Below are 26,647 nucleotides of genomic sequence, written 5' to 3'. Positions count from 1 at the left end.
TTAAGGTGCAAGCTTAAGATATGAGAAATGATAATAATGTAGCGAAACAGAGCTTCGCTACATTTAGGGATGATCAGTGATTGATAAGGGTTGTCGTTACACCACTTTGTACCAGCAGTTCAGCGTCGATCGCGCTGTGCTGCCAGACGGCGTACACCACGCCGCCGACAGTAACATTGCCGCTGCTGCTCCAGTCGCCAACGTCGCCATTATCCGGTAGTAAATCGGAGAGGTTAACCTTATCCCCGGCGTTGCCTTTCACCACCATCTGCACGTTGCCCGACAAGTTGAACAGATCTTTGCTGCCCTGCTGCAGGACATCACCCAGAGAAAGGGATAGGGTATTATTGCCGGTTCCGGTCAGATTAATGATCTCAGTTGACTGAATTTTTCCAGCTAATGCGGTCAGATCCAGATTGATGTTTTTACCGGTAAGTTGCAGCGTATCAATGCCGCCCTGACCACGCAGGAAAAAGTCATTGCTGTTAAAATAGCTGGCATCACTGAGCTGGAATACATCATCGCTGTCGCTGCCCATATAAAGGGTGTTTTGATTGATTATTTGAAGATGTAAAGGTGCTTCCGTATAGCTCTGAGGGATATAATCAACATAACTTAATTTAACATCATCAAGCCATACATAAGACCATTGTGAATAGTTTAACGTAAACTTGAGTGATGAAAATACTTCTCCATAGGGCAATTCAAACGCAATGGTTGTGATGTCAGCCGATTGCGTACCTGCCTGAGTTAATGTTCTCACTACCTTTCCTGCGGCATCGTAAAACGTAGCCGTGATAGTTTCATGGAGATTTAGATCACCCACCAGGAAGGATATTCTGTTTGCAGGTTTATTATTCTTTAAATCGATTTTATATGAGGTGTCGCCGCCACCATTAGCGATTTCAAGTGCCATGCTGGTCGGTGGCTTACCTATTCCACCTTGGTTCGTGTTACCAAACCGATTTTTAAACTCGCCATTAGAAACAGAAAGAGCTTTGAGGGTAAATGCATCAAAAATAAATTCATCACCTGTTTTTATTGCAGTGGCACTTTTTTTATTGAAACTTTCAAGATATTCACTCTTTAATTCCGGCTTTAATACTCTCCAGTTTGAATTGTTTCCTACCATATCAATATAGCTAGCGCGTATATCCTTTGGATTACCCACTTGAGATGAGTCCAGAGCAACAATGGCCTTTCCTGATGCAATATCTGCGGCAGATAAATTAACCACTACTGATTTGCCATCAATCATAAATTGCAGAGTTTCACCCGTTACCGCCGTGGCTGGCAGTGTTGCTGCAAGCTGTTTTCCGTCCCATGTAATCTCAGGCGCATCAACATTAACCCTATGATAGTGCAATGTTTGTTGCTGTTCTTTACCGAAACTATTCGCATTGGCAACTCGCGCTTTAATCACCCAGTCAGCGTTGTGAATGCCGTTATCGACCGCAAACCATTTTTTGCCGTCATGTTGGGCGTCATGCCAGGTTACACCATCATCGAATGACACCTGCACTTTTTCACCAGGTTTAAGCGCTTCACTGATAGAACCATGAACCAGTCGCCCAGCCGCGCCATCTCGTGTCAGGAAGTCCGCGTCACGAGCCGCAAAACCACTGTCCTTAGATACGGCATCAATAGTGACTTCAGCCAGCACGGACTCAAGCGTTGCCTGCTGCTTATGGGGCGATGAGATGTTCCCCGCCACGTCCGTGATACGGACTTGATATTCCCAATCGGCAGAATGTTCAATATCGTCAACAAATGACCAGTTAACACCGTTAACGGTCAGTACCTTCCAGGTCATGCCGCCATCGAGGGAGTATTCAATAAGGTCACCAGCACTGAGCGCTTTGCTAAGAGTTCCGTAAACGGTTCGGCCTGCGCTGCCATCGCTGGTACGCCAGTCGTTAGCGATACCGTCATCTTTCTCCATGCGCTCAAAATGGATCTGCACATCGGACGCGGTGGTATCAAGCAATACATTCTGCAGTTGGTCATGAACCGTTGTGCCCGCAGCGTCAACAACGCGTACCCAATAATCCCAGCGACTGTGGTGCTCAATATTGTCCTGTGCCTGCCATGTCAGACCGTTCACGGTGGCCACTACCCATTGAGTACCGTCCCAGAACTCCAGCTTTTCGCCCGGATTAAGCAGGCGACTGAGCGTGCCTTCCACCTGACGACCGGCGGAGCCGTCGCGGGTGATGAAGTCGTTGTCGCTGGTTCCAGTATCTTTTTCCATGCGGGTAAAGGTGAGGCTGATAGCGCCGGGCAGCAGTAACACATCCTGAGTGACCGGAGCCGCGACGTTGCCGGCGATATCAGTGATGCGCACCTGATACTGCCAGTCTACGGCATGTGCACCGCCGTCGGTGAAGGACCAGTTGAGGCCGTTCAGGGTGAGCTTATGCCAGGTTGTGCCGCCATCCAGCGAGTACTCAATGAGGTCGCCGGGGTTGAGCGCGCGGTCAAGCTTTCCGCTAACGAGGCGGCCAGAAGAGCCATCGGTGGTTTGCCAGTCGTCCGCAATGCCGTCGTCTTTACTCATGCGTTCAAAGATAATCTGCACGTCGGACGGCATAACGTCGAGCACCACCTGCTGGCTCTGCTCCGGCGTGGTGTTGCCGGCGGCATCCACTACGCGCAGCCTATATTCCCAGTCGGCGGCATGCGCGGTGTTGTCCGGCGCCTGCCAGGTCAGGCCGCTGACGATGGCATTTACCCATTTTGAACCGTCCCAGAACTGCAGGGTTTCGGAGGCGGCGAGGGTGCGGCTCATCGTACCTTCCACCTGGCGCCCGGCGGAACCGTCTTTGGTGATGAAATCCGTGTCGCTGCTGCCGGTGTCCTTCTCCATCAAGTCGAAGGTGAAGGTGATATCGCCTGGCAGCAGGACCACGTCCTGCACCGCCGGGGCGGCGACGTTGCCGGCGATATCGGTGAAGCGTATCAGATACTGCCAGTCGGCGTTGTGGCTGTCGGGGTCGGTGAAGGACCAGTCCAGCCCGTTCAGGGTGAGCGTATGCCAGGTTTTGCCGCCGTCGTACGAGTATTCGGCGACGTCACCGGCGTCGGGCGTGCGGTCGAGCGAGCCGCTGACGAGGCGGCCAGCGGAGCCGTCGGCGGTGCGCCAGTCGTCCGCGACTCCGTCGTCCCTGCTCATGCGCTCGAAGATAACCTGCACCGGCGGCGGCGTGACGTCGAGCACCACCTGATGGCTCTGCTCCGGCGTGGCGTTGCCGGCGGCGTCCACCACGCGCAGCCTGTACTCCCAGTCGGCGGCGTGCGCGGTGCCGTCCTGCGCCTGCCAGCGCATGCCGTTCACGCTGGCGGCCACCCACCTGCTGCCGTCCCAGAACTCCAGCGTTTCGTTCGCGCTGAGGGCGCGGCTCAGGGTGCCTTCCACCTGGCGCCCGGCGGAGCCGTCTTTGGTAATGAAGTCGGTGGCGCTGGTGCCGGTGTCCTTCTGCATCCGGTCAAAGGTGAAGTTCACCGGCAGCAGGCCGGCGGCGGCCCACCTGACGTTGTCGACGTGGAAGCCGTAGTCGCCGACGGCGGGCTCGTCGCCGGTGACCAGCTCGGCGCGGACAATCTGCGTGCCGGACGGGGCGGTGAAGCTCAGGGTTTTAATGACGAACTGTTTGGCGGTGACGGAGCCGGTGTAGAGCAGCTTTTCGGAGCCAATCAGGGTGCCGTTAACGTCGTAAAAGTTCATCACGGTGGTGTGGTTGTGCAGGGCAAAATAGTCGAAGCTGAATTCGGACATGCCCTGGGCGCCGAGGGTGAAGTTGATGGTGCTCTTTTCACCGACCTGCAGCGTCTTAGAGTTGTAGCCAAACCAGTTGAACTCGGCGATTTCGAGGCGGCTGTTGTGGTTCTGGATAATCAGGCCGGCCTGGGTCTCGAGCAGGGAGCCGCTGCCGATCTTCTGACTGCGTTCGGCGTCGAAGCGCTCTTCCGGAACGGCTGGGGGCGCTGCTGCCATAACGGCAGTGGCGACGGAGGTCTGCGCCACGGGCAGTTCGTCCTGCTCCGTGCCGTAAGGGTTATAGCGGTTTTTTTTAAAATCCATTTTTCCTGACCATTAAGTAGAGGTAATGGTCGCTATCCTAAAGAGGACAGGAAATAGCGCGGTCCAGACATGTCTGGTATCGGGCAAAAATATTTTTGCGGCTGGGACTTAAGAAATGGCGGGGGAGGAAAAGTTAGAACGCGCAGCGGGAGGTTTCCCACCGCGCGTGGCATGATTAATGATTAATGACGTTGGTGGTGACGCCGCTCTGCACCAGCAGTTCAGCGTCAAGCGCGCTGTGCTGCCAGACGGTGTAGACTATGCCGCCGACCGTAACATTGCCGCTGCTGCTCCAGTCGCCAACGTCGCCATTATCCGGCAGCAGATCGGAGAGGTTAACCTTATCCCCGGCGTTGCCTTTCACCACCATCTGCACGTTGCCGGACATATTTAACAGATCTTTGCTGCCCTGCTGCAGAATATCGCCCAGCGACAGATTGAGGGTGTTATTGCCGCTGCCGGTAATATCAATCACCTCCATCGACTGGATTTTGCTGAGGAAATTCGTGAGATCCAGCGTCTGATTCGCACCTGCGAGTTTCAGCGTATCAATGCCACCGTTACCGTTAAGCATCTCGATTTTGCTCAGGTCGCTGACGTTATGCACCACAAAGATGTTGTCCAAATTATCGCCCACGGAAATGAGATCGTCTTTTACTATGTTCTGAACGGTCTCGGTTGGCAGTATCTTATTTGTCGAAGAGTGGAAATTAAAATTGTCCACCTCATATTCATCGGAGGAGCCTCCAGGAAAAATTATGCTGGTGAATTTTTTTCCAGCAGGCAAGGTAATTGTCACAGTTTGGGAACCACTCTTAGTGTTAGTAATTCTGTGAGTGTGGATTTTTGTCGCGCCGTCATAAAATTCCAGATCCATACTGGTTCGGTTTAATCCCCCAATAAAGAAAGAAACCTTATTGCTTTTAAAACCGTTATTGAGTTCCATCTTCATCGCAGAACGCCCATCATTAAGCAGCTCATGTGAATCCCAATTAACAATACCATTAAAATTACTATTACCTGACCATGTAAGACTAACCAGGCCAATGTCATAAGTCTTTCCGGCGGTTACGCCCTGGAATAACGGAGCATCTTCAAAATCAACAATATATTCCTTACGAGAGTAATAGTCCGATATGTTGCCGTGTATATCCATAAAGGCGGCGCGATATTCTGCCGACAGCGGGATGTTAGCAGGCAGCGTGATGACGGCCTGACCCGCCAAAATATCGGCATTGGTTAAGGTATAGAATGCATTCTTATTATTGATATGCACGATTATCTTATCGCCTGCCACCACGTTACTGTCTTTCAGACTCACAGTCAGGTAATTGCCTTCCCGATTAATCATCTCCGGTGCATTAGGCTGCGTGGTATCTAGTTGCACCTGATGCACGGCGCCTTCGGTGCTCTTTCCTGACTTATTTGTGACGCGCGTCTGCAGCGTCCAGTCTGCAGTGTGCGCCGCGCTGTCCTGCCATAGCCATTTGTTGCCGTCAATCAGCGCCTCGTGCCAGGTGAGTCCACCGTCGGTGGTAACTTCAACCCGTGCGCCGATGTCTGTTTCGTCGAAAGTTCCCCAGTAGATGCGCCCTGAGCGCCCATCGTTGGTGAACAGGTTATGTGAGTCCAACCCGCTGTCTTTGCCCATACTGGACAGCAGAGCCTCCTCTGGTGGCGGTCCTTCAAGCACAACTTGCTGCTTTTGCTCGATAATTTCATTATTGCTGAGGTCAGTAACGCGTAACTTGTATTCCCAGTCGGCGTTGTGCTCGGTGTTATCCTGTGCCTGCCAGACCAGCCCGTCCACAGCGGCGAGAACCCAGGCTTTACCGTTCCAGAATTCAAGTTTTTCGCTTGGGAAAAGGAGGCGGCTTAGCGTGCCTTCAACCTTACGTCCGGCGGAACCGTCCTCCGTGATGAAGTCGGTGGCGCTGCCGCCGGTATCCTTATCCATGCGGGTGAAGGTGAGGAATATGTCGGTGGCGAGCAGCGCCACGTCCTGAGTCACCGGCGCGGCGACGTTGCCGGCGACGTCGGTGATGCGCACCTGATACTGCCAGCCTTTGTCATGGGCATCCGGGTCGGTGAAGGACCACGCCAGTCCGTTCAGTGTGACGAGCCGCCAGGTGAGGCCGCCGTCGAGCGAGAACTCAACGACGTCACCGGCGTTCAGCGCGCGGTCAAGCCTGCCGGACACGGTGCGCCCGGCGCTGCCGTCGGAGGTTTTCCAGTCGCCAGGGGTGCCGTCGTCCTTCTCCATGCGCTCGAAGGTGATGTTCACGGCAGACGGCGTGACGTCGAGCACCACGCTCTGTGCCTTCTCGTGCAGGGCCTTGCCGACGTCGTCGGTGATGCGGACTTTATACTGCCAAGTGGCCGCGTGCGACGTCGTGTCCTGCGCCTGCCACGTCATGCCGCTCACGGTGGCGCTGACCCAGGCCGTGCCGTTCCAGAACTCAAGCTTCTCGCCCGGCTCCAGCGCGCGGCTGAGGGTGCCCTCGACCTGGCGTCCGGCGGTGCCGTCTTTGGTGATGAAGTCGCTTGTGCTGCTGCCGGTGTCTTTATCCATGCGCTCAAACGTCGCCTGCACGGGCAGCGGTTGGATGAGTGTCACATTCTGGGCGAGGTCCTGCAGGGTGCTGCCCGTGCTGTCGGTAACGCGCAGCTTGTACTGCCAGCTGACCGGGTGCAGGCGGTCGTCCTGAGCCTGCCAGGTTGTGCCGTTCACGGTGGCGTTAATCCACTGCACGCCGTTCCAGAACTTCAGGGTTTCGCCCGGCAGGAGAGCGCGGCTCATTGTACCTTCGACCAGGCGTCCGGCGGAGCCGTCCTTCGTGATGAAGTCGGTATCGCTGTCGCCGGTGTCCTTATCCATGCGGGTAAAGGTGAGGCTGATGGCGGTGGTGAGCAGCACCACTTCCTGCACCACCGGTGCAGCGACGTTGCCGGCGACGTCGGTGATGCGCACCTGATACTGCCAGTCTTCGCTGTGCGCGCTGCCGTCGGTGAAGCTCCAGCTCAGGCCGCTTACGGTGAGCTTCAGCCAGGTGGCACCTCCGTCGAGGGAGTACTCGATGACGTCGCCAGGGCTGAGCGTGCGGTCAAGCTTACCACTGACGGTGCGCCCGGCGGAGCCGTCGGTGGTTTGCCAGTCGTCCGCCATGCCGTCGTCTTTACCCATGCGTTCAAAAATAACCTGAACGTCAGAAGGCGTGACGTCGAGCACCACTTCCTGAGTCTGTTCGTGAAGAGTGCTACCGGCGACGTCGGTGATACGCAGCTTATACTGCCAGGTATCGCCGTGCGCACTGGTATCCTGTGCTTGCCAGATCATACCGTTGGCTGTGGCCTTCAGCCAGGCGGAGCCGTTCCAGAACTCCAGGGTTTCATCCGGCTCCAGAGTGCGGCTGAGCGTCCCCTGTACGAGGCGTCCGGCGGAACCGTCTCTGGTGATGAAGTCGGTACCACTGCTACCGGAATCTTTCTCCATTCGCTCAAAAGTGGCCTGAATGGGGAGAGAAGGGGTGAGCACTACATCCTGGTGCCGATCTTCCAGCGTACTACCGGAGGCGTTAATCACGCGTACTTTGTAGGTCCAGCTGCTGCCGTGCGCGGTGTCATCTTGTGCATGCCAGCGCAGGCCGTTGGCGGTGGCCTCCACCCACTGGGTGCCATTCCAGAACTCCAGTTTTTCACCCGGTCCTAGCAGACGGCTGAGGTTACCTTCCACCCTGCGTCCGGCAGAACCGTCTTTAGTGATGAAGTCGGTCGCGTTGGACCCGGTATCCTTATCCATGCGGTCAAAGCTGAGGCGTACCGGAGGTGGCAGCAGCACCACATCCTGCACCGCAGGAACGGCGACGTTGCCGGCGACATCGGTGAAGCGAATCTGATACTGCCAGTCGGCTTTGTGACCGTCCGGGTCGGTGAAGGACCAGTCCAGCCCGTTCAGGGTGAGTTTGTGCCAGGTTTTACCGCCGTCGGTGGAGTACTCGGCGACGTCGCCGGCGTCGGGCGCGCGGTCAAGCTTACCGCTGACGGTGCGGCCGGCACTGCCGTCGGTGGTTTTCCAGTCGTCGGCGATGCCGTCGTCTTTGCCCATGCGCTCAAAGATAACCTGCACCGGTGATGGTGTGACGTCGAGGACCACCTTCTGGCTCTGTTCTTGAGTGGTTTTACCGGTGTTATCGACCACGCGCAGTTTGTATTCCCAGTCTGAGGCGTGGGCGATAGCGTCCTGAGCCTGCCAGGTCAGACCGCTGACGCTGGCGGTCACCCATTTCGAGCCGTCCCAGAACTCCAGCGTTTCGTTCGCGCTGAGTGCGCGGCTCAGGGTGCCGTTTACCTGGCGACCGGCGGAGCCGTCGTTAGTGATGAAGTCGGCGGCGCTGGCGCCGGAGTCCTTCTGCATCTGGTCGAAGGTGATGTTAACCGGCAGCAGATTGGATGCACTCCACTTCACGTTGTCGATATGGAAGCCGTAGTCGCCGACGGAGGGCTCGTCGCCGGTGACCAGCTCGGCGCGGGCAATCTGGGTGCCGGATGGGGCGGTGAAGGTCAGGGTTTTGATGACGAACTGTTTGGCGGTGACGGAGCCGGTGTAAAGCAGCTTCTCGGAGCCAATCAGGTTGCCGGCGGCGTCGTAGAAGTTCATCACGGTGGTGTGGTTGTGCAGGGCAAAGTAGTCGAAGCTGAACTCGGACATGCCCTGCGCGCCGAGAGTGAAGGCGATGGTGCTTTTTTCGCCGACCAGCAGGGTTTTGGAGTTGTAGCCGAACCAGTTGTACTCGGATACTTCGAGGCGGCTGTTATGGTTCTGGATAATCAGGCCGGCCTGGGTTTCGAGCTGCGTACCGGTGCTGATCTTCTGCAGGCGCTCGGAGTCAAAGTTCTCTTCGGGGGTTGCGGCGGTGGTTGCTGCATACGCGCTGACGTGCGCGTCGAAGACGGTCTGTGTGTGCGTATCAGAAAGCGGCTGCGGCAGTTCGTCCTGCTCCGTGCCGTAAGGGTTATGGCGGTTTTTCCTGGAATCCATTTGTCTGAACCATTATTGATGAGGTAATGGCCGGTATCCTAAAGAGGCGGGAAAATAGCGCCGTGCAGATATGTCTGATATGCAATGAAAATATTTTTACTACCAGAGCTTAAGAAATGGAAAAGTGAAGAGGCAGCGAATTTCTTCGCTGCCTGAGGATATTACGCCGCTTCACTTGCGCGGGACGGTTTTCCTGCTTTGGGTTGAACGGGCACTGCCAGCGCTTCCGGCGCAAAATCATCGACGTTAATCGCTTTCAGGCGGCTGGCTTCAGCACGGATCAGCACCTGCGCTTCGCTCTCATCAATCCAGCCCTCTTTCAGACCACGCTGCGCCAGCGCATCCAATCGGGTGAACGAGAGGTGTTTTTTCTGCTGCTGGCACAGACGATCGTGAATCACTTCGGCGGCCATCACATCCTGCAGCGCCTGCTCCAGCTGACCCGCCGGATTATGTGCGCTTGGTGCCAGATACTGTCCGCGGCCCAAACGGGTACGGGTCGCAGAAGGCAGCTGCAGCAGTTTCGCCAGTTTGTGATCCAGTTTATCGGACGGTGCCGGGCAGTGATGACCACCGGCGAAAATCACCAATCGCAGCGCACCGGCCACCATGCGGTTCGGGAAGTTGCGCAGCAAATCATCCATCGCCACTTCGGCCTGATGCAGCGCATCCTGCACGCCCCAATGTACCAGCGGCAGATCAGCTTCGTTGCGGCCTTCATCCTCATAGCGTTTCAAGGTAGCCGACGCCAGATACATCTGACTCAACACATCGCCGAGACGCGCCGAGATACGTTCACGACGTTTCAGGCTGCCGCCCAGCACCGCCATTGACACATCTGACAGCAGCGCGAGGTTGGCACTCAAACGGTTGATATGCTGATAGTAGCGGCGCGTGGCGTCGCGGGTTGGCGTGGCGCTGGTGCGACCGCCGGTTAAGCCCAGCCACAGGCTGCGCACTTTATTGCTGCCAACGTGGCCAATATGGCTGAATAGCGCGCGATCAAAAGTCACCAAATCGTTTTTCGCTGCGGCATTCATCTCTTCCAGCACCCAAGGATGGCAACGGATGGCGCCCTGGCCGAAGATGATCATGCTACGTGTCAGGATGTTAGCGCCTTCTACGGTGATGGCGATCGGTGCGCCCTGATAAGCACGCGCCAGGAAGTTGTTTTCGCCCAGCATAATGCCTTTACCGCCAGCGATATCCATCGCGTCGATAATGGCGCGCTGACCGCGATGGGTGCAGTGATACTTCACAATCGCCGACAGCACCGCCGGTTTTTCACCGAGCATAATGCCGCTGGTGATCAGCGTCGCAGCAGCATCCATCACGTAAGCGTTACCGGCAATGCGCGCCAGCGGCTCTTCGATCCCTTCCATTTTACCGATAGAGACTTTGAACTGACGACGAATGTGCGCATACGCACCGGTTGCCAGCGCAATGCTTTTCACGCTGCCGGTTGAGTTCGAAGGCAGCGTAATACCACGACCAACGGACAAACATTCCACCAGCATGCGCCAGCCTTGACCGGCCATTGACGGGCCGCCGATGATGAAATCGATCGGCACGAAGATGTCTTTACCGCGCGTCGGACCGTTCTGGAACGGCACGTTGAGCGGGAAGTGGCGCTGGCCAATCTCTACGCCAGGCGTGTGCGTTGGGATCAGTGCGCAAGTGATGCCGAGCTCTTCGGTATCGCCCAGCAGATGATCCGGATCGGAGAGTTTGAACGCCAGACCCAGCACGGTAGCAATCGGTGCCAGCGTAATATAGCGCTTGTTCCAGGTGAGGCGCATGCCCAGCACTTGCTGACCTTGCCACTCGCCCATGCACACCACGCCGGTATCGGGAATCGCGCCGGCATCCGAACCCGCTTCCGGGCTGGTCAACGCAAAACAAGGGATCTCATCACCGCGTGCCAGACGCGGCAGATAATGATCTTTCTGCTCATCGGTACCGTAATGTTGCAGCAATTCGCCTGGGCCGAGTGAGTTGGGTACGCCGACGGTGATCGCCAGAATGCCAGAGACGCCCGCCAGTTTCTGCAGCACACGCGCCTGCGCATAAGCGGAGAACTCGAGGCCGCCATACTCTTTCTTGATGATCATGGCGAAGAAGCGATGCTGTTTCAGATACGCCCACAACTCCGGTGGCAAATCGGCCATTTCATGGGTGATTTCGAAGTCATTCGCCATGCGGCACGCTTCTTCCACCGGGCCATCAATAAAGGCTTGCTCCTCTTCGGTCAGGCGCGGCTGCGGGTAGTTATGCAGCTTCTGCCAGTCCGGTTTGCCGCGGAACAGATCGCCTTCCCACCATGTGGTGCCGGCGTCGATCGCCTCTTTTTCGGTGCGTGACATCGGCGGCATCACTTTCTGGAAGCTGTGCAGCGCCGGTTTCGAGAACATGCTGCGGCGCATCACTGGCAGGTTGAACGGCAGCAGAATGATTGCCAGCGGCAGCAGCATCCACGGTGTCCACACGTCAGCGGCCGCCAGCGCGCCGGTCCACAGCAGCAGAATCACGCTGCTCAGCTGAAGAGAAATTTGGTGGTAGAACAACACGCTAAGCAGGATTAGCGTCGCAACGATTGAGGCAACCAACATAATGAACCACTCCATAAGTAGTAAGAGGTCTGACCTGTTATGGGTGTAGGTTTAGAATATGGGGCAAAATTTATCAATCTGTTTACATCGCAATTACAACACATCTCACAAATTCGTTGCACGATGCGCAACAACTGCCAAACTTCCTCAAAGCGCCGCGCTTTTACTGAATGCAGGCGCTTTGCGGCGTAGCCCCATTCCGTTAAACTTGCCGGGTCAATCTTTCCTCTAAAGGACATCCCTATGTATCAGGACATTATTCGCTCAGAACTCAATGAAGCAGCCGATACGCTTAACAACTTCCTGAGTGACGAAGCCAACATTCACGCGATTCAGCGCGCCGCAGTGCTGCTGGCCGACAGCTTCAAAGCGGGCGGCAAGGTGCTCTCCTGTGGTAACGGCGGCTCGCACTGCGATGCCATGCATTTTGCTGAAGAGCTGACTGGGCGCTATCGTGAAAACCGTCCTGGCTACCCGGCGATTGCCATTTCTGATGTCAGCCATCTCTCCTGTGTCAGCAACGATTTTGGCTACGACTATGTGTTCTCGCGCTATATCGAAGCGGTAGGTCGCGAAGGCGATGTGCTGCTGGGCCTCTCAACCTCCGGTAACTCTGCCAACATCATCAAAGCGGTGGAAGCTGCACGCGCGAAAGGCATGAAAGTGATTACTTTGACCGGCAAAGATGGCGGCAAGATGGCAGGTTCAGCGGATATCGAAATTCGCGTGCCGCACTTTGGCTATGCTGACCGCATTCAGGAGATCCACATCAAAGTGATCCACATCCTGATGCTGTTGATTGAAAAAGAGATGGTTAAGTAATGATGCGTTCCTCTCGCCGTGTGCGAGAGGATCTAACTTAAGGCGGTTGCTATGTGCGAATTGCTCGGGATGAGCGCCAATGTCCCCACGGACATCTGTTTCAGTTTTACCGGTCTGGTGCAGCGTGGCGGTGGAACCGGGCCGCACAAAGATGGTTGGGGCATCACGTTCTACGAAGGAAAAGGGTGCCGCACCTTCAAAGATCCGCAGCCGAGCTTTAACTCGCCGATTGCCCGTTTGGTGCAGGAATACCCGATCAAATCGCATTCCGTGGTGGCGCATATCCGCCAGGCGAATCGCGGGGAAGTCTCGCTGGAAAATACCCATCCATTCACGCGTGAGCTGTGGGGCCGCAACTGGACCTACGCACACAATGGTCAGCTTAAAGGTTATCGTCAGCTGGATACCGGGCCATTCCGTCCGATTGGTGAAACCGACAGCGAAAAAGCGTTCTGCTGGATGCTGCACAAACTGACCGAGCGCTATCCACGTACGCCGGGCAACTGGCCAGCGGTGTTCCGCTACATTGCCGAGCTGGCAGCAGAAATGCGTGAGAAGGGCGTGTTTAACATGCTGTTATCGGATGGGCGCTACCTGATGGCGTTTTGTTCGACCAATCTCTACTGGATTACGCGCCGTGCGCCGTTTGGCAAAGCCACGCTGCTCGATCAGGATGTAGAAATTGATTTTCAGCAGCAGACGACGCCGCAGGATGTGGTGACGGTGATTGCCACGCAACCGCTGACAGGTAATGAAACCTGGCACCGGATAGTGCCAGGCGAGTGGGCATTATTTTGCCTGGGTGAGCGCCAGGAATGATTTCGAGGCAGCATCCGGTGTAGCGATCACCGGCGTGCTGTTCACCGCATATTGGCCGGTTGCCGTCACATTCACCGTTGGCGGCACACGGTACTTGGCAAAGTACGCATAGCCCGGCTGCAGTTCACGCCAGAAGTTAATGTACGTCGAGTATTTATGACGTTGCATATTGCTGTCGGTCATGCGGAACGGATAGATGTTGACCTGAATTTCTTGCTGACCATTGCGCAGTGCGGCGTTGGTGTAGGTGAAGATCTCATCCATTGACGCATTGGTCATCGCGTAGCAACCAATCGATACGCAATCACCGTGAATCATTAAATAATTGCCGTCATAACCTTTAGCGCGATCGTATTGATTCGGGAAACCGGTGTTAATAGCGCGATAGAAACGGCTATCCGGTTTCAACTGATTCAGCTTGACGTTATAAAAGCCTTCCGGACTTTTGAAATCGCCCTGACGACGTTTAGGTCCTAAACCGCCAGAGAAATTACAGATGCGATAGCTGTCCAGCAGACGATATTCATTACCGATTTTGCCGTACAGTTCCAGCGTACGCTCTTCCTTGAAAATCTGAATAAACACCGGGGTGCCAATTAGTTGTTTCTTTAACTCTTTGCTCACCGGAGCCAGCGGTTGCGTAGGCTCGGGGTTCATTGCCCAGCTAAGGACCGGCATAAGAATCATCGCAAGCGTTAATGCGATTCTGCCCATTCTGTTGATACCTTGAATTGAAGAGAGACGATGACGCTGAGCGTCCGGGTATTGCATTATCGGAAATATCCGCTATCGCAGCGCAACATTAACATTGTCTGGCTTTTAATCAAGCCAGTGTCCGAGAAAATGGCGCGTTCCTAAAAGGAATACGACCACTAATTTGTAAACTTTAATCTCTCTCTCAACAATTATTGCCGATATTTTTCGCTGCTGTATACTTATCCAGTATTCAGGAGGGCGTATGCGCAAAATTATTCATGTCGATATGGACTGCTTTTACGCAGCGGTTGAGATGCGCGACGATCCCTCTTTACGTGATATTCCGATCGCCATTGGCGGCAGTCGCGTGCAACGCGGTGTGATCAGTACTGCTAACTATCCAGCCCGCAAATATGGCGTGCGCAGCGCGATGCCGACCGGCATGGCGCTCAAACTTTGTCCGCATCTGCGGCTGCTGCCTGGCCGCTTTGATGCCTATAAAGAAGCGTCCCGCCAGATTCGCGACATCTTCTCTCGTTACACCTCGCTGATTGAACCGCTCTCACTGGATGAAGCCTACCTGGATGTCACCGATAGCCTGCATTGCCACGGTTCGGCCACGCTGATGGCGCAGGCAATTCGCGCCGATATTCTGCGTGAAACCGGTTTAACCGCTTCAGCCGGGATCGCGCCGATCAAGTTCCTCGCCAAGATCGCCTCCGATCTCAACAAACCTAACGGGCAATATGTGATAACGCCTGACGCGATGTCCGATTTTTTACTCACGCTGCCGCTGAGCAAAATTCCTGGCGTCGGTAAAGTGGCGACCAAAAAGCTGGAAGAGATGGGATTGCGTACCTGCGCTGATGTGCAGCGTGCCGATCTGGCTTTGCTGCTCAAACGCTTTGGCAAGTTTGGCCGTATTTTATGGGAACGCAGCAACGGTGTTGATGAGCGCAATGTGGTGGTTGAGCGCGAACGTAAATCGCTGGGCGTTGAACGCACGCTAATGGAAGATATTCACAGCTGGGAGCAGTGTCTGGAGATTATTGATTTTCTCTATGCTGAGTTGGATCGCCGCTTAACCGCCATCAAGCCGGATAAGCAGATCGCCCGGCAAGGCGTGAAACTCAAGTTCAATGATTTCCAGCAAACCACGCAGGAGCATGTCTGGTCGGTGTTGAATAAAGAAGACATGATCACGATTGCACGTCAGGCGTGGGACGAACGCAGAGCAGGGCGCGGCGTACGGCTGGTGGGATTGCATGTCACGATGGTGGATCCTCAGCTGGAGCGGCAGTTGGTGCTGGGGTTGTAGGCATAAAAAACCCGACCGAAGCCGGGTTTGTCGCGAAATTCAAAACTTACGCTTTTTCTGGCACCACGCTGAGCAGCGCAGTCAGCAGTTTCCAGTACAGACCCACGCTTTCAATGTGAACCTGCTCATCCGGCGAATGCGGGCCGGTGATGGTTGGGCCAATCGAAACCATATCCATGTTCGGATACGGTTTTTTAAACAGACCACACTCCAGACCGGCGTGAATCACCTGAATGTTCGGCGTTTTGCCAAACAGCGCTTCGTAGGTTTTACGCGTCAGCGCCATCACCGGTGAATCGGCGTCAGGCTGCCAGCCCGGATAACCGCCTTTAGGTGCGCTTTTCGCTCCGGCCAGATCGGCCAGCGAGGTCAGCACTTCAACCACCCAATCTTTGCCGGTATCGATCAGTGAACGAATCAGGCAGATGATTTCGGCATTGCTCTGATCCATGGTCACCACGCCGACGTTAAGCGAGGTTTCCACCACGCCTTTCGCCACATCGGAGTTACGGATCACGCCGTTTGGTGTGGCGTTGAGCAGGTTGAGGAAACGATCGCGGCTGTCAGCGTTCAGCGCCTGGCCTTGATGCGCCAGCGACTCAGCGACGACGGCGATGTTCTTCTCTTTCACGCCCAGCTCATTCAGCAGCGTTGCCTGGAAATGGGCCGCAGCCGATTTCAGCTCGTCAACTTTATGGCTGTCGATCGCCAGCGTAGCAAAAGCTTCACGCGGGATGGCGTTACGCAGCGTACCGCCGGTGAATTCGATTAGACGCACATCGAGTTCACGCGCGTGTAGCGCGAGGAAGCGTGCCAGCAGTTTGTTGGCGTTGCCGAGACCATGATGAATATCAGCTCCGGAGTGACCGCCTTTCAGGCCTTTCAGCGTCAGCTTCAGGGTTTCATAGCCCGCAGGAATCGCTTCACGCGTCAGTGGTAAGGTGGTGATGAAGTCGATACCACCGGCGCAACCCATGTAGATCTCACCTTCCTCTTCCGAGTCGGTGTTGATCAGAATGTCGGCCTGCAGCCAGTTCGGCTGTAAACCAAAGGCGCCGTCCATCCCCGATTCTTCGGTCATGGTCAGCAGCACTTCAATCGGACCGTGGATCAGGCTGTTGTCAGCCAGCACCGCCAGCGCAGACGCCATACCAATGCCGTTATCGGCGCCCAGCGTGGTGCCGCGTGCTTTCACCCATTCGCCATCAACATACGGCTGAATCGGATCTTTGGTGAAGTCGTGCACCGTGTCATTGTTCTTCTGCGGCACCATATCGAGGTGCGCCTGCAGTGCCACCGGCGTGCGTTTTTCCATACCGGCGGTAGCGGGTTTACGAATCAGGATGTTGCCAACCTGATCGCGCTCAACCCAAAAACCTTGCTCTTTTGCCCAGCCGACAACGTATTCGGCCAGTGCTTCTTCGTGATAAGAAGGGTGCGGAATGGAACAGATTTTGGCAAAAATATCCCACAGCGGTTGGGGTGAAAGTTGCGACAATTCAGACACCATGCATCTCCTGTGTCAGCGTGGCGGACAGACCGCACGCACGCGGGTTTCCAGTAAAAATCGTCGTCAGAACATCTGACGTGATGGGCCTGAGAATATCACTGTTTCTCGCCGGGTGCGTAATCAGCCGCGCTAAAAACCTGCAACCAGTAAGACAGATGCTGGTTTTTAAGGCGTCAGATCCTTATAATCTCGCGCAACCTTTTCCCCCTTGCATATTTTTTAAGCCAAGTTTCTTGGCCGGGATTCCTTTATATGAGCGAAAAATACGTCGTAACCTGGGACATGTTGCAAATCCATGCCCGTAAACTGGCCCAGCGCCTGCTTCCTGTGGAACAGTGGAAAGGTATCATCGCGGTAAGCCGTGGTGGTCTGGTTCCGGCATCGCTGCTGGCGCGTGAACTCGGAATTCGCTACGTCGATACCGTGTGCATCTCCAGCTACGATCACGATCATCAGCGCGAAATGAAAGTGCTGAAGCGTGCCGAAGGCGACGGTGAAGGCTTCATCGTCATTGACGACCTGGTGGATACCGGCGGCACCGCGCAAGCGATTCGCGATATGTATCCAAAAGCGCGTTTCTGCACCATCTTCGCCAAGCCAGCTGGCCGCGCGCTGGTGGACGACTACATTGTCGATATCCCGCAGAACACCTGGATCGAGCAGCCTTGGGACATGGGCGTGGTCTACATCCCGCCAATCGTCAAAGGCGCCTGATTGATGCATCGCAAACAACGCCCGGTTATGCCGGGCGTTGTGCTTTCTGCGCCTCGCGCGCGTATCACGGGTGCAGTACACTCTTAGCCATCGCCACGTTGTTGGCAGGAGAATAGCTGAGATGTCTGATAAAAACCTGAGCGAAGAACTGTTCAAACCGCGTTTTAAACACCCGGAAACCTCCTCATTAGTGCACCGCCAGCATCACGCCGCTGTGCAGGTGCATAACGCCCTCGAAGGGGATACGCAGCGCGGCTGGTATCGCATGCTGAACAAGTTGCTGTGGACGTGGCGTGGGTTGTCGCCGCAGGAGATCAGCGAAGTGCTGGCGCGTATCGCGGTAAGCGAGTTTGAGCGCACCAATGAAGCCTTGCTCGATACCGTGATTGGTTATCGCGGTGGCAACTGGAATTACGAGTGGTCGAAGCAGGCGGCCATCTGGCAGCAGCGCGCGTTAGAAAGCGAGAACCATGACGACGCAGGCCAGCATTGGCTGCACGCCGCCAATCTGTTCAGCCTCGCGGCTTATCCTTATATTAAAGGCGATGAGCTGGCGGACCAGGCGCAGGTGCTGGCCAATCGCGCCTACGAAGAAGCCACGCAGCGTCTGCCGGGCGAACTGAAATCCCTGACCTTCCCCATGAGCGGCGGCAGTCCGGTAACGGGCTTCCTGCACATGCCTGCGCAGGCCGAAGCGCCATATCCCACGGTGCTGCTGTGCGGCGGCCTTGATTCGCTGCAGAGCGATCACTATCGCCTGTTCCACGACTATCTCGCGCCGCGCGGCATCGCCATGCTGACGCTGGATATGCCGTCGGTAGGATTCAGTAGCAAATGGATGCTCAATCAGGACACCAGCCAGGTGCATCAGCAGGTGCTGCGTGAACTGAGCAATGTGCCGTGGATCGATCACACTCGCGTGGCGCTGCTGGGCTACCGTTTCGGTGCCAACGTGGCGACGCGTCTGGCCTATCTGGAAGTGCCGCGAGTACGCGCGGTGGCGACGCTGGGTGCGATGGTGCATAGCGTGTTTGTCGATGCGCAACAGCAGCAGCAGTTGCCGGATATGTATATGGATATGCTGGCGAGCCGCCTGGGTATGTCTTCCACTTCCGACAGCAATCTGCGCATTGAGCTCAATCGCTACTCTCTGAAGGTGCAAGGCTTACTCGGCCGCCGCACGCCAACGCCGATGCTGGCGGCTTATTGGCCGGATGATATTTTCGGTCCGGAAGCGGACGCGCAGTTGATCGCTAACTCCTCCTCGCAGGGCAAGACGCTGGCGATTCCTGCCAAGCCGGTTTTTGCCAGTTTTGACAAAGCGCTGAATCAAATTTGTGACTGGCTGGAAAAACAGTTGAAAAGCTAGCTGGCGAAATCACTGAACTCTGCTACTACTTATATCCGGGATTTTCCATTTTTAGGTTTAATGGAAAGCTGGAAGTGCAATTTAAAGGGTTAAGGGAAAATAGATGACATTACCGAGTGGTCACCCCCGTAGTCGCCTGCTTAAGCGCTTCACCGAATTGGGGCCGTATATCCGTGAAGGCAAATGTGAAGAGACACGCTTCTTCTTCGATTGCCTGGCAGCGTGTGTTAACGTCAAGCCTGCACCAGAGCTACGTGAGTTTTGGGGCTGGTGGATGACGCTGGAAGCCTATGAAGATCACTTCACTTACGAATATCATTTTGGCCTGTTTGATAAAGCGGGTGATTGGGGCGCGGCAACCATTAAAGGCAAAGAGAACAATGCCAAAGTGGAAAGCACGCTGCGTAATTTCCATGAGCGCTTGAAAGCGATGCTGCTGGAACAGAAACTCGATCTGCGACCGGCGGAAGGCTTTAAAGAAGAGCCGGTGAAACTGAGCGCCTGATGGATATTTAAGGGTTTAAACAGGAAAGAGCCGGTGATGAGCCGGCTCTTTTTTTATAGACACAGCGAGGGCACAGCAATACTCGAATCATTCTCGCTGCAGGAAGGCGGCAAGTGTGTGAATCCCCAGGAGCTTACTGAAGTAAGTGACTGGGGTGAACACACGCAGCCAACGCCCCTGCAGCGTGAAGGATGAAGAGTATTTTAGAACTGATAAGTCAGGCCAACCGCCACAACGTCATCGTTGTTCAGGTTCAGCTTGTTGTTGTCATCCAGCTGGTTGATTTTGTAATCCACGAAGGTCGACATGTTTTTGTTGAAGTAGTAAGTCATGCCCACGTCGATGTATTTAACCAGATCCTCGTCACCGATCCCTTCGATGTCTTTGCCTTTGGTCTGGATATAGCCAAGGGACGGACGCAGGCCGAAGTCGAACTGATACTGCGCGACTACTTCGAAGTTCTGCGCTTTGTTAGCAAAACCACGCGTGCCGATTGGCGTCATGTTGCGGGTTTCGGTGTAGATAGAAGCCAGGTAGATGCTGTTAGCGTCATACTTGATACCCGCGCCCCATGATTCCGCTTTATCACCGCTACCCAGCGCTTGCAGCTGCTGCTGGTTAGTACGGTCAGAAGAGGTGATGGCAGACATCAGGCTGATGCCGGTGTCAGCGATGGTGTAACCCAGTGACGCACCGTAACCGTCGCCGTTCTGACGAGAAGTATCGGTGATGCTGCCACGGGCGTTGGCGCTGGTAGAGTCGTTTTTGCCCTGATATTGCAGCGCGAAGCGCAGGCCATCAACCAGACCAAAGAAGTTGCTGTTGCGGTAAGTGGCCACGCCAGTTGCACGCGCAGTCATGAAGTTATCGGTACGCGCCGTACCGTCACCGCCGAACTCTGGGAATACGTCAGTCCAGGCTTCTACGTCGTACAGCACGCCGTAGTTACGACCGTAGTCGAATGAACCGTATTGACCGAATTTCAGACCGGCAAAGCCCAGACGGGTTTTGTTGCCTGCGTTGGCGTCTGAACCTTCAGAGTTGTTTACGTTGTACTGATATTCCCACTGACCGTAACCGGTCATCAGGTCATTAATCTGCGTCTGGCCTTTGAAACCGATACGCACGTAAGATTTGTCGCCGTCGCTTGACGCGTTATCGCTGAAGTAGTGTTCAGCTTTAACACGGCCGTAGAAGTCCAGTTTATTACCATCTTTGTTATAAACTTCTGCGGCGTTTGCGGTGGAAGCCAGTGCCAGCGCTGATACAACTAATGCCAGTGTGCTCTTCTTCATTTTGCTATCAATCCCAATGAGTAAAATTTGTTGTACCCGTGAAAGGTTTTGTAAAACACGGAACTTTTTACCGGTAGGTGATGAAAGTTTTATGACAGTTTTTCGGATTTCTTGTTAATCGCGAACTTTTGGTCTACCGCATTGTCAGGGGATTTTTGTGCTTTTCCCCTTGCTGTTGTTGGCTTCCTTGCTCACTCCTGATAAAACGTCCCTTCGCAGATTTTTTTCTTACATGGCAGGAAAAACATGAGTGGCAGTCAGACCCTTGTGGTCAAGTTGGGTACTAGCGTCCTCACCGGCGGTTCGCGTCGGCTGAATCGGGCGCACATGGTGGAGTTGGTTCGTCAGTGTGCGCAGTTGCACGCGGCAGGCCATCGCATTGTTATCGTCACCTCTGGCGCAATTGCTGCCGGACGCGAACACCTTGGTTACCCCGAACTGCCACCTACCATCGCCTCAAAGCAGCTGTTGGCTGCGGTGGGGCAGAGCCGTTTGATCCAGCTGTGGGAACAACTGTTCTCGATTTACGGCATTCACATCGGGCAGATGCTGCTGACGCGCGCCGATATGGAAGACCGTGAACGTTTCCTCTACGCGCGTGACATGCTGCGCGCGCTGCTCGACAACCACATCGTGCCGGTGATTAACGAGAACGATGCGGTGGCGACCGCCGAAATTAAAGTGGGCGACAACGACAATCTGTCGGCGCTGGCGGCAATGCTCGGTGGCGCAGATAAGCTGCTGCTGCTGACCGATCAGCAAGGGCTGTTTACCGCCGATCCGCGCACCAATCCAGAAGCGGAGTTGATCAGCGACGTGCACCAGATTGACGATGCGTTACGCACGCTCGCGGGCGGCAGTGTGTCTGGCCTGGGAACCGGCGGCATGGCGACCAAATTGCAGGCGGCGGACGTCGCTTGCCGCGCCGGTATCGATGTGATCATCGCCGCTGGCAGTCGTCCGGACGTAATCAGCGATGTGTTGCATGGCAAACCGGTCGGCACGCGTTTCCACGCGCAGCAGTCGCCGCTGGAAAACCGTAAGCGCTGGATCTTTGGCGCACCGCCGGCAGGCGAAATCACCATTGATGATGGCGCGCTGGCCGCGATGCTGGAACGCGGCAGTTCGCTGCTGCCAAAAGGCATCCGTGACGTGCAGGGCAACTTCTCGCGCGGTGAAGTGATCCGTATTCGCAACCTGCAAGGGCGTGATATCGCCCACGGCGTCACGCGCTATAACAGCGATGCCATGCGCATGATTGCCGGTCATCACAGCCAGGAAATCGGCGAGATCCTCGGTTACGAATATGGCCCGGTAGCGGTGCACCGCGACGACATGATCGTCAGTTAAGGAGCGGATGATGTTAGAAGATATGGGTAAAGCGGCGCGTGCTGCGTCGTACAAACTGGCGGAACTCTCCACCGAACAAAAAAATCAGGTGCTGCTGAGTATCGCCGATCGTCTGGAAGCAGAAAGCGCAGACATTTTGGCAGCGAACGAGCAGGATCTGGCGGATGCGCGCCAAAACGGTATGAGCGAAGCGCTGCTCGATCGCCTGACGCTCAACCCGCAGCGCCTGAAAGGCATTGCCGATGACGTGCGTCAGGTGTGTCGTTTGGCCGATCCGGTCGGTCAGTTGATTGACGGCGGCCAGCTTGATAGCGGCTTGCGCATCGAGCGTCGTCGCGTGCCGCTGGGCGTGGTTGGTGTGATTTATGAAGCACGTCCTAACGTGACAGTTGATGTGGCATCGCTGTGCCTGAAAACCGGCAACGCGGCGATTCTGCGCGGCGGCAAAGAGACTTATCGCACCAACGCCGCCACCGTGCGTGTGATCCAGAATGCGCTGACCCAGCACGGTTTACCGGCGGGCGCGGTGCAGGCGATTGAAAACCCGGATCGCGAGCTGGTGAATCAGCTGCTGAAGCTCGATCGTTATGTCGATATGCTGATCCCACGCGGCGGCGCGGGTTTGCACAAGCTGTGCCGTGAAAACTCTACCATTCCGGTGATCACCGGCGGCATCGGCGTGTGCCATCTCTATCTCGACGAAACCATGGAGACTGAGGCCGCACTGGAAGTGATCGTTAATGCTAAGAAGCAGCGCCCAAGCGCCTGCAACTCGCTCGAAACCTTGCTGATCCATCGCGATCAGGCGGACAACTTCATTCCGGCTTTCCTGCATCGCATGGCGCAAGAGAAGATTGCGCTGCACGCCGACGAAAATGTGCTGGCGCTGCTGCAAAACGGTGCCGCCGAGGTGGTAGCGGTGAAAGCAGAAAATTATGATGACGAATGGTTGTCCAACGATCTGAACGTCAAGCTGGTGGCGGATATCGGTGAAGCCATCGCGCATATCCGTGAACACGGCACGCAGCACTCTGATGGCATTCTGACGCGCAGCATTGGCAACGCCAATCGCTTCGTCAACCAGGTTGACTCATCGGCGGTATACGTTAACGCCAGCACACGCTTCACCGACGGCGGCCAGTTTGGCCTTGGTGCCGAAGTGGCGGTGAGCACGCAGAAGCTGCACGCGCGCGGTCCAATGGGACTTGAAGCGTTGACCACCTACAAATGGATAGGTTGGGGCGACGATACGCTGCGTCGTTAATGTTCGCCTCTGCATGACAATGGGCACCGAAAACGGTGCCCATTTTTTTTGCTTTCGATCCACTCATTCCAAGAGCTTTTTGATTTATTTCTGTCATCTATGGCGGGCTCGCGGCTTTTCACCCATTTTTTCCTTTAGATGCTGGTCTTATAGCTACAGAACAATCCTGAAAACCCCTGTCAGAACAAGCGATATAGCACTGAACACTGGTTTCGGCCTAACCGAAAGGGATAATGATTGTCCAGCTTCATTGATAAAAGCGGTTGGGTAGTAAACTGCCGGTAATATAAAATGAACTGGTAGCAAAAATGAAAATAACATTCAGTCTTTTACTGAAGGCAGATTATTAACTGATGGTTAAAAAAGAGAGTACGAGACAAGCATTCACTGCCAGGCTGATTGCCGCATGCGAAAGCGCGGGAATTGTCGGACATGGACGAAACAAACAGGTTGCGCTTGCGCTGCAAGAGAGGGGATGCAAGATCTCAACGCCGGGGGTGTGGAAATGGTTTAACGGACAATCGATACCTGATGATAATAATTTACTGGCGCTTAGCCAGTTACTCGACGTGCGCGTTGAGTGGCTGCAATTTGGCATGGAAAAACCGGCCGCTTTGCTAACGCAGCGCAGTTTGGTGAATCCACAGCATCTGTTTCGCGTTGAAAGTTTGGATATCGGCCAGCACGGCGTGCGCAGTAGTTCTACGCGCGATGAACTGGTGGAGACCATTCAAGCCATTGAATATGGGCTGGAAGAGGCGCGGGTGCTGTTTAACGGCCGCCCGGCCGAGAATATTCGCCTCATCGCACTCAATAGCGATTCGATGGCTGGCACCTTTGCGCCGCGCGATCAGCTGTTTGTCGATATCAGCGTGCATCGCTTCGACGGCGATGGCATTTATCTGTTCACGCTTGACGATCAGCTCTATCTCAAACGCCTGCAACTTCAGCACAAAAAAGTCGCAGTGATCTCCGATAACAAGCGCTATGAAACCTGGTATCTCACGCTGGAAGAAGCCAGGACGCTGCAAGTGGTGGCGCGGGTGATCATGAGCCAGGCGCGGGATTATCAAATTCTAGGCTGATCACAAAACGCCAGATTGCGACAAAAAAATATTTTGGCTGAAATCATAAATTTAACTGATGGTAAATAAAAAATTAACCATTGGTGTTTGCCAATGCATTAGAACCTGTTAATAATTTGAGCATGGATGGACAACATATCTGCTCACGGATGAGCCCGCTCTTAAACAATTGAGGCGCTGCACAAGCGCGATACATACCATCCAAAGTTAGTGAACTTTGGGATGGGGTGGATACGCACTTTGCAGCGTTGTCAGTTGCCCTCTGTTTTTCACTCTCCTCTACTTCACCCTGGCCGCGAATGCAGCCGGGTGAGTTGACGTCGAGTATTTTCCAGAGGAACAGCGAACGCGTCGGCATCAGCCGCATCGCCATGCCTGCCACCCCATCGCCAAAGACTCATTAACAGGAGGAGTTATGGCGATTATCCAGTACGGGAAGTCAGTATTTACCGGCAATGCACGCACGCGCCGCCATCGGCGACGCCAGTCCCTCAGCCGCCTTAAGCGCAGCATCGATAGCGCACTCGGCATCGAATACGAAAATGTCACCCTGCGTACTGCTGAGCGTATCTGCCAGCGCCAGACGCTGTCGCGCGTTGATTGCGCCGTGTTAGCGCCCGTTCGCGTTCAGCAGGAACAGGCGAGCGCTGATAACTGCTGTTTGCCCCATGTTTATTTGTACGCCGTGCGCTAAACCTGCATCACTTTCCCCAGTTTTAAACGGAACGTTTCATTGTTGCTCACTGTTTAACCATTCTTGAGCGTTTCGCTTATCTGACAACGCGCTCAATGTTTTAAACGATCAGCAAGATTTATGTTTTTTGCCGTTTTGCGCAGCCATTTTCGGACTGTTGCGCCCGTCAAAGAGGAATTTCTATGAGCCAGATTATTGCCATCCTGAATTTTGAAGAGGGTTACCGCGAAGCGCCTTATCTCGACACGCAGGGTTTCCCCACGGTCGCGGGCGGCATTCGCATTGGCCCCAAAGGTGCCTCGCTCAGCAACTACATCTTCCAGGTGCCGCGTCCGGTGGGCGATGTGTGGAAGCAGTGCATTGTCGAGGGCAAGGTGCAGCAGATGCATCAACGTGCGCTGGTGCAGCAGGCGCTGGCCAAATGCAATGAAGCGCGCTGCGATGTGCTGATCAGCATGGGCTATCAACTGGGTATTGATGGATTGGCGATGTTCCGCGGCATGCTCACCGCGATTACCCAGGGCGACTTCAACAGTGCGGCGAACGCCATGCTCGATAGCCTGTGGGCGCGTCAAACTTCGGGCCGCGCGCGGCGCCATGCCGAAGTAATGCGCAGCGGCACCTACGACATCTATCGGGGGCTGCTATGAATCTGAAATTGTTGATTTTTATCATTGCGGTGCTGCTGGTTATCATTGTGGTGTTGATCATGCAGCGCTTTACCACGCTGGAGTTCGTCAAACATGCGCGGCTGTTATTCAAAACCTGGTCGGTGTGGCTGGCGTCGCTTGGTTCGATGCTCAGCGCTTGGGTGCAATCGTTTCCCAGCGCTGCGCTTGATGCCTGGAACAGCATGCCACCCGATGTGAAAGAGATTCTGCCGCACAACTATTTGGGGCTGATTGGTGCCTTTATGGTGGCGATGGGCGTGATTGCTCAGTTCGTCCGCCAGAAAGGCCTTAACCAGCAGAAAATCGCCATGGAGGAAAAAGCATGACACTTCTCACCACATTGCTCGGCGGCAGCTGGCATTGGCTGGCCGCGCTGGCGGGCGTGATTGCCGCGCTGGTCGCCAGCTACTTCGGTGGCAAGAAAATCGGCAAGGTGCAGCAAGCATCCAAATCCGCCGTCGAGCGCGCCGATAAAGCCGCGGCGCAAGCGGTAGCGGTTAACCAGCAGCAGCAACAGCTGCGCGAGGAGGCCAAACGTGTGGAAGCCAGCAACCTTAATCTTGATGACGCTGCTGCTCGCGACAAGTTGCAGCAGTCGAAATATCACCAGCCCTGAAGCCCCCGTCGTCATCGACTCAGCCTGTACCCTTTTTTCCCCGATTTACACCCACGGCAATGACGCCGAGCGCATGGACATTCGCACCGTGCGCGCCATCAACAATCACAACGATCTTTGGGATCAGCACTGCGGCCAACCGGCTCACTAACGCTGCTCTCTTGCATTTGCATTACCTACCCGAAAAGCCG

20 protein-coding genes are annotated in these 26,647 nt (G+C 55.1%); 13 read left to right on the top strand and 7 right to left on the bottom strand.

Features of this window, described 5'->3' with window-relative positions; translation table 11 throughout:
- Nucleotides 1-73: 73 nt before the first annotated feature.
- The 3 genes from FHW71_RS10680 to fadE all read right to left on the bottom strand — a co-directional run bounded on the left by FHW71_RS10680 (nt 74) and on the right by fadE (nt 11,728).
- On the bottom strand, nt 74-4,081 hold the full coding sequence (locus tag FHW71_RS10680) for an Ig-like domain repeat protein (RefSeq protein ID WP_179451759.1): 4,008 nt from the start codon (nt 4,079-4,081) through the stop codon (nt 74-76).
- Nucleotides 4,082-4,256: 175 nt separating this feature from the next.
- Nucleotides 4,257-9,119, bottom strand: a complete 4,863-nt coding sequence (locus tag FHW71_RS10675) for a hypothetical protein (protein ID WP_179451758.1) — start codon at nt 9,117-9,119, stop codon at nt 4,257-4,259.
- Nucleotides 9,120-9,280: 161 nt separating this feature from the next.
- Nucleotides 9,281-11,728 (bottom strand): acyl-CoA dehydrogenase FadE, encoded by a 2,448-nt coding sequence (fadE, locus tag FHW71_RS10670; RefSeq protein WP_154183154.1) that lies wholly within the window; start codon nt 11,726-11,728, stop codon nt 9,281-9,283.
- Nucleotides 11,729-11,971: 243 nt separating this feature from the next.
- Between fadE and lpcA the strand changes: the two genes are divergently transcribed.
- A complete protein-coding gene (lpcA, locus tag FHW71_RS10665) occupies nt 11,972-12,550 on the top strand; it encodes a D-sedoheptulose 7-phosphate isomerase (RefSeq protein WP_061717531.1) in 579 nt (192 codons plus the stop codon).
- Nucleotides 12,551-12,601: 51 nt separating this feature from the next.
- Entirely contained in the window at nt 12,602-13,369 is a 768-nt protein-coding gene (locus FHW71_RS10660; protein ID WP_008108933.1) for a class II glutamine amidotransferase, read from the top strand.
- Here FHW71_RS10660 and dpaA read toward each other — a convergent pair.
- Nucleotides 13,340-14,083, bottom strand: a complete 744-nt coding sequence (gene dpaA / locus FHW71_RS10655; RefSeq protein WP_179451757.1) for a peptidoglycan meso-diaminopimelic acid protein amidase — start codon at nt 14,081-14,083, stop codon at nt 13,340-13,342. The genes FHW71_RS10660 and dpaA overlap by 30 nt on opposite strands.
- A gap of 244 nt (nt 14,084-14,327) precedes the next feature.
- Between dpaA and dinB the strand changes: the two genes are divergently transcribed.
- Nucleotides 14,328-15,383 (top strand): DNA polymerase IV, encoded by a 1,056-nt coding sequence (dinB, locus tag FHW71_RS10650; protein ID WP_154153766.1) that lies wholly within the window; start codon nt 14,328-14,330, stop codon nt 15,381-15,383.
- Nucleotides 15,384-15,429: 46 nt separating this feature from the next.
- On the opposite strand, the gene pepD is transcribed toward dinB, so the two are convergent.
- A complete protein-coding gene (pepD, locus tag FHW71_RS10645; protein WP_061717590.1) occupies nt 15,430-16,890 on the bottom strand; it encodes a beta-Ala-His dipeptidase in 1,461 nt (486 codons plus the stop codon).
- 255 nt (nt 16,891-17,145) lie between these two features.
- Here pepD and gpt point away from each other — a divergent pair, with 255 nt between their 5' ends.
- The 3 genes from gpt to crl all read left to right on the top strand — a co-directional run bounded on the left by gpt (nt 17,146) and on the right by crl (nt 19,481).
- Nucleotides 17,146-17,607: a xanthine phosphoribosyltransferase gene (gene gpt / locus FHW71_RS10640; protein ID WP_008108942.1), complete on the top strand. Its 462-nt coding sequence runs from the start codon at nt 17,146-17,148 to the stop codon at nt 17,605-17,607.
- Nucleotides 17,608-17,728: 121 nt separating this feature from the next.
- A complete protein-coding gene (gene frsA, locus FHW71_RS10635) occupies nt 17,729-18,976 on the top strand; it encodes an esterase FrsA (RefSeq protein ID WP_154153760.1) in 1,248 nt (415 codons plus the stop codon).
- A gap of 103 nt (nt 18,977-19,079) precedes the next feature.
- Complete coding sequence (gene crl, locus FHW71_RS10630; protein ID WP_008108946.1) at nt 19,080-19,481, top strand: sigma factor-binding protein Crl; 402 nt, start codon at nt 19,080-19,082, stop codon at nt 19,479-19,481.
- Between the two features lie 203 nt (nt 19,482-19,684).
- Here crl and ompC read toward each other — a convergent pair whose 3' ends face one another.
- Entirely contained in the window at nt 19,685-20,776 is a 1,092-nt protein-coding gene (ompC, locus tag FHW71_RS10625; RefSeq protein WP_008108948.1) for a porin OmpC, read from the bottom strand.
- A gap of 246 nt (nt 20,777-21,022) precedes the next feature.
- Here ompC and proB point away from each other — a divergent pair, with 246 nt between their 5' ends.
- The 3 genes from proB to FHW71_RS10610 all read left to right on the top strand — a co-directional run bounded on the left by proB (nt 21,023) and on the right by FHW71_RS10610 (nt 24,475).
- Nucleotides 21,023-22,126, top strand: coding sequence for a glutamate 5-kinase (gene proB, locus FHW71_RS10620; protein WP_008108950.1), 1,104 nt, complete (start codon nt 21,023-21,025; stop codon nt 22,124-22,126).
- Between the two features lie 10 nt (nt 22,127-22,136).
- Nucleotides 22,137-23,390, top strand: a complete 1,254-nt coding sequence (proA, locus tag FHW71_RS10615; protein ID WP_179451756.1) for a glutamate-5-semialdehyde dehydrogenase — start codon at nt 22,137-22,139, stop codon at nt 23,388-23,390.
- A 353-nt stretch (nt 23,391-23,743) separates the two neighbouring features.
- Nucleotides 23,744-24,475, top strand: a complete 732-nt coding sequence (locus FHW71_RS10610; protein WP_008108954.1) for a S24 family peptidase — start codon at nt 23,744-23,746, stop codon at nt 24,473-24,475.
- A gap of 73 nt (nt 24,476-24,548) precedes the next feature.
- On the opposite strand, the gene FHW71_RS10605 is transcribed toward FHW71_RS10610, so the two are convergent.
- Complete coding sequence (locus tag FHW71_RS10605; protein ID WP_154191670.1) at nt 24,549-24,848, bottom strand: hypothetical protein; 300 nt, start codon at nt 24,846-24,848, stop codon at nt 24,549-24,551.
- Nucleotides 24,849-24,890: 42 nt separating this feature from the next.
- Between FHW71_RS10605 and FHW71_RS10600 the strand changes: the two genes are divergently transcribed.
- The 4 genes from FHW71_RS10600 (at nt 24,891) to FHW71_RS10585 (ending at nt 26,456) form a co-directional block, all read left to right on the top strand.
- The gene (locus FHW71_RS10600; RefSeq protein ID WP_179451755.1) at nt 24,891-25,169 is read left to right on the top strand and encodes a hypothetical protein; all 279 of its coding nucleotides are present in this window, start codon (nt 24,891-24,893) and stop codon (nt 25,167-25,169) included.
- A 182-nt stretch (nt 25,170-25,351) separates the two neighbouring features.
- Nucleotides 25,352-25,819 (top strand): hypothetical protein, encoded by a 468-nt coding sequence (locus FHW71_RS10595; RefSeq protein ID WP_061717525.1) that lies wholly within the window; start codon nt 25,352-25,354, stop codon nt 25,817-25,819.
- A 2-nt stretch (nt 25,820-25,821) separates the two neighbouring features.
- The gene (locus tag FHW71_RS10590; protein ID WP_175501737.1) at nt 25,822-26,166 is read left to right on the top strand and encodes a hypothetical protein; all 345 of its coding nucleotides are present in this window, start codon (nt 25,822-25,824) and stop codon (nt 26,164-26,166) included.
- The gene (locus FHW71_RS10585; RefSeq protein ID WP_061717524.1) at nt 26,163-26,456 is read left to right on the top strand and encodes a hypothetical protein; all 294 of its coding nucleotides are present in this window, start codon (nt 26,163-26,165) and stop codon (nt 26,454-26,456) included. Before FHW71_RS10590 ends, FHW71_RS10585 begins: the two co-directional genes overlap by 4 nt.
- The last annotated feature ends 191 nt before the right edge of the window (nt 26,457-26,647 follow it).

The organism is Enterobacter sp. Sphag1F (genome assembly GCF_014193275.1).
GTDB classification, from domain to species: Bacteria; Pseudomonadota; Gammaproteobacteria; order Enterobacterales; family Enterobacteriaceae; genus Pantoea; species Pantoea symbiotica.
The sequence above is the reverse complement of the archived record's forward strand: the minus strand, read 5'-3'. Positions and strand labels throughout refer to the sequence as shown.

What these genes read in the sequence shown, in the direction of transcription:
- FHW71_RS10680 (WP_179451759.1), bottom strand. Translation starts at nt 4,081, where the DNA reads ATGGATTTTAAAAAAAACCGCTATAACCCTTACGGCACGGAGCAGGAC.
- FHW71_RS10675 (WP_179451758.1), bottom strand. Translation starts at nt 9,119, where the DNA reads ATGGATTCCAGGAAAAACCGCCATAACCCTTACGGCACGGAGCAGGAC.
- fadE (WP_154183154.1), bottom strand. Translation starts at nt 11,728, where the DNA reads ATGTTGGTTGCCTCAATCGTTGCGACGCTAATCCTGCTTAGCGTGTTG.
- lpcA (WP_061717531.1), top strand. Translation starts at nt 11,972, where the DNA reads ATGTATCAGGACATTATTCGCTCAGAACTCAATGAAGCAGCCGATACG.
- FHW71_RS10660 (WP_008108933.1), top strand. Translation starts at nt 12,602, where the DNA reads ATGTGCGAATTGCTCGGGATGAGCGCCAATGTCCCCACGGACATCTGT.
- dpaA (WP_179451757.1), bottom strand. Translation starts at nt 14,083, where the DNA reads ATGGGCAGAATCGCATTAACGCTTGCGATGATTCTTATGCCGGTCCTT.
- dinB (WP_154153766.1), top strand. Translation starts at nt 14,328, where the DNA reads ATGCGCAAAATTATTCATGTCGATATGGACTGCTTTTACGCAGCGGTT.
- gpt (WP_008108942.1), top strand. Translation starts at nt 17,146, where the DNA reads ATGAGCGAAAAATACGTCGTAACCTGGGACATGTTGCAAATCCATGCC.
- frsA (WP_154153760.1), top strand. Translation starts at nt 17,729, where the DNA reads ATGTCTGATAAAAACCTGAGCGAAGAACTGTTCAAACCGCGTTTTAAA.
- crl (WP_008108946.1), top strand. Translation starts at nt 19,080, where the DNA reads ATGACATTACCGAGTGGTCACCCCCGTAGTCGCCTGCTTAAGCGCTTC.
- ompC (WP_008108948.1), bottom strand. Translation starts at nt 20,776, where the DNA reads ATGAAGAAGAGCACACTGGCATTAGTTGTATCAGCGCTGGCACTGGCT.
- proB (WP_008108950.1), top strand. Translation starts at nt 21,023, where the DNA reads ATGAGTGGCAGTCAGACCCTTGTGGTCAAGTTGGGTACTAGCGTCCTC.
- proA (WP_179451756.1), top strand. Translation starts at nt 22,137, where the DNA reads ATGTTAGAAGATATGGGTAAAGCGGCGCGTGCTGCGTCGTACAAACTG.
- FHW71_RS10610 (WP_008108954.1), top strand. Translation starts at nt 23,744, where the DNA reads ATGGTTAAAAAAGAGAGTACGAGACAAGCATTCACTGCCAGGCTGATT.
- FHW71_RS10605 (WP_154191670.1), bottom strand. Translation starts at nt 24,848, where the DNA reads ATGGCGATGCGGCTGATGCCGACGCGTTCGCTGTTCCTCTGGAAAATA.
- FHW71_RS10600 (WP_179451755.1), top strand. Translation starts at nt 24,891, where the DNA reads ATGGCGATTATCCAGTACGGGAAGTCAGTATTTACCGGCAATGCACGC.
- FHW71_RS10595 (WP_061717525.1), top strand. Translation starts at nt 25,352, where the DNA reads ATGAGCCAGATTATTGCCATCCTGAATTTTGAAGAGGGTTACCGCGAA.
- FHW71_RS10585 (WP_061717524.1), top strand. Translation starts at nt 26,163, where the DNA reads ATGACACTTCTCACCACATTGCTCGGCGGCAGCTGGCATTGGCTGGCC.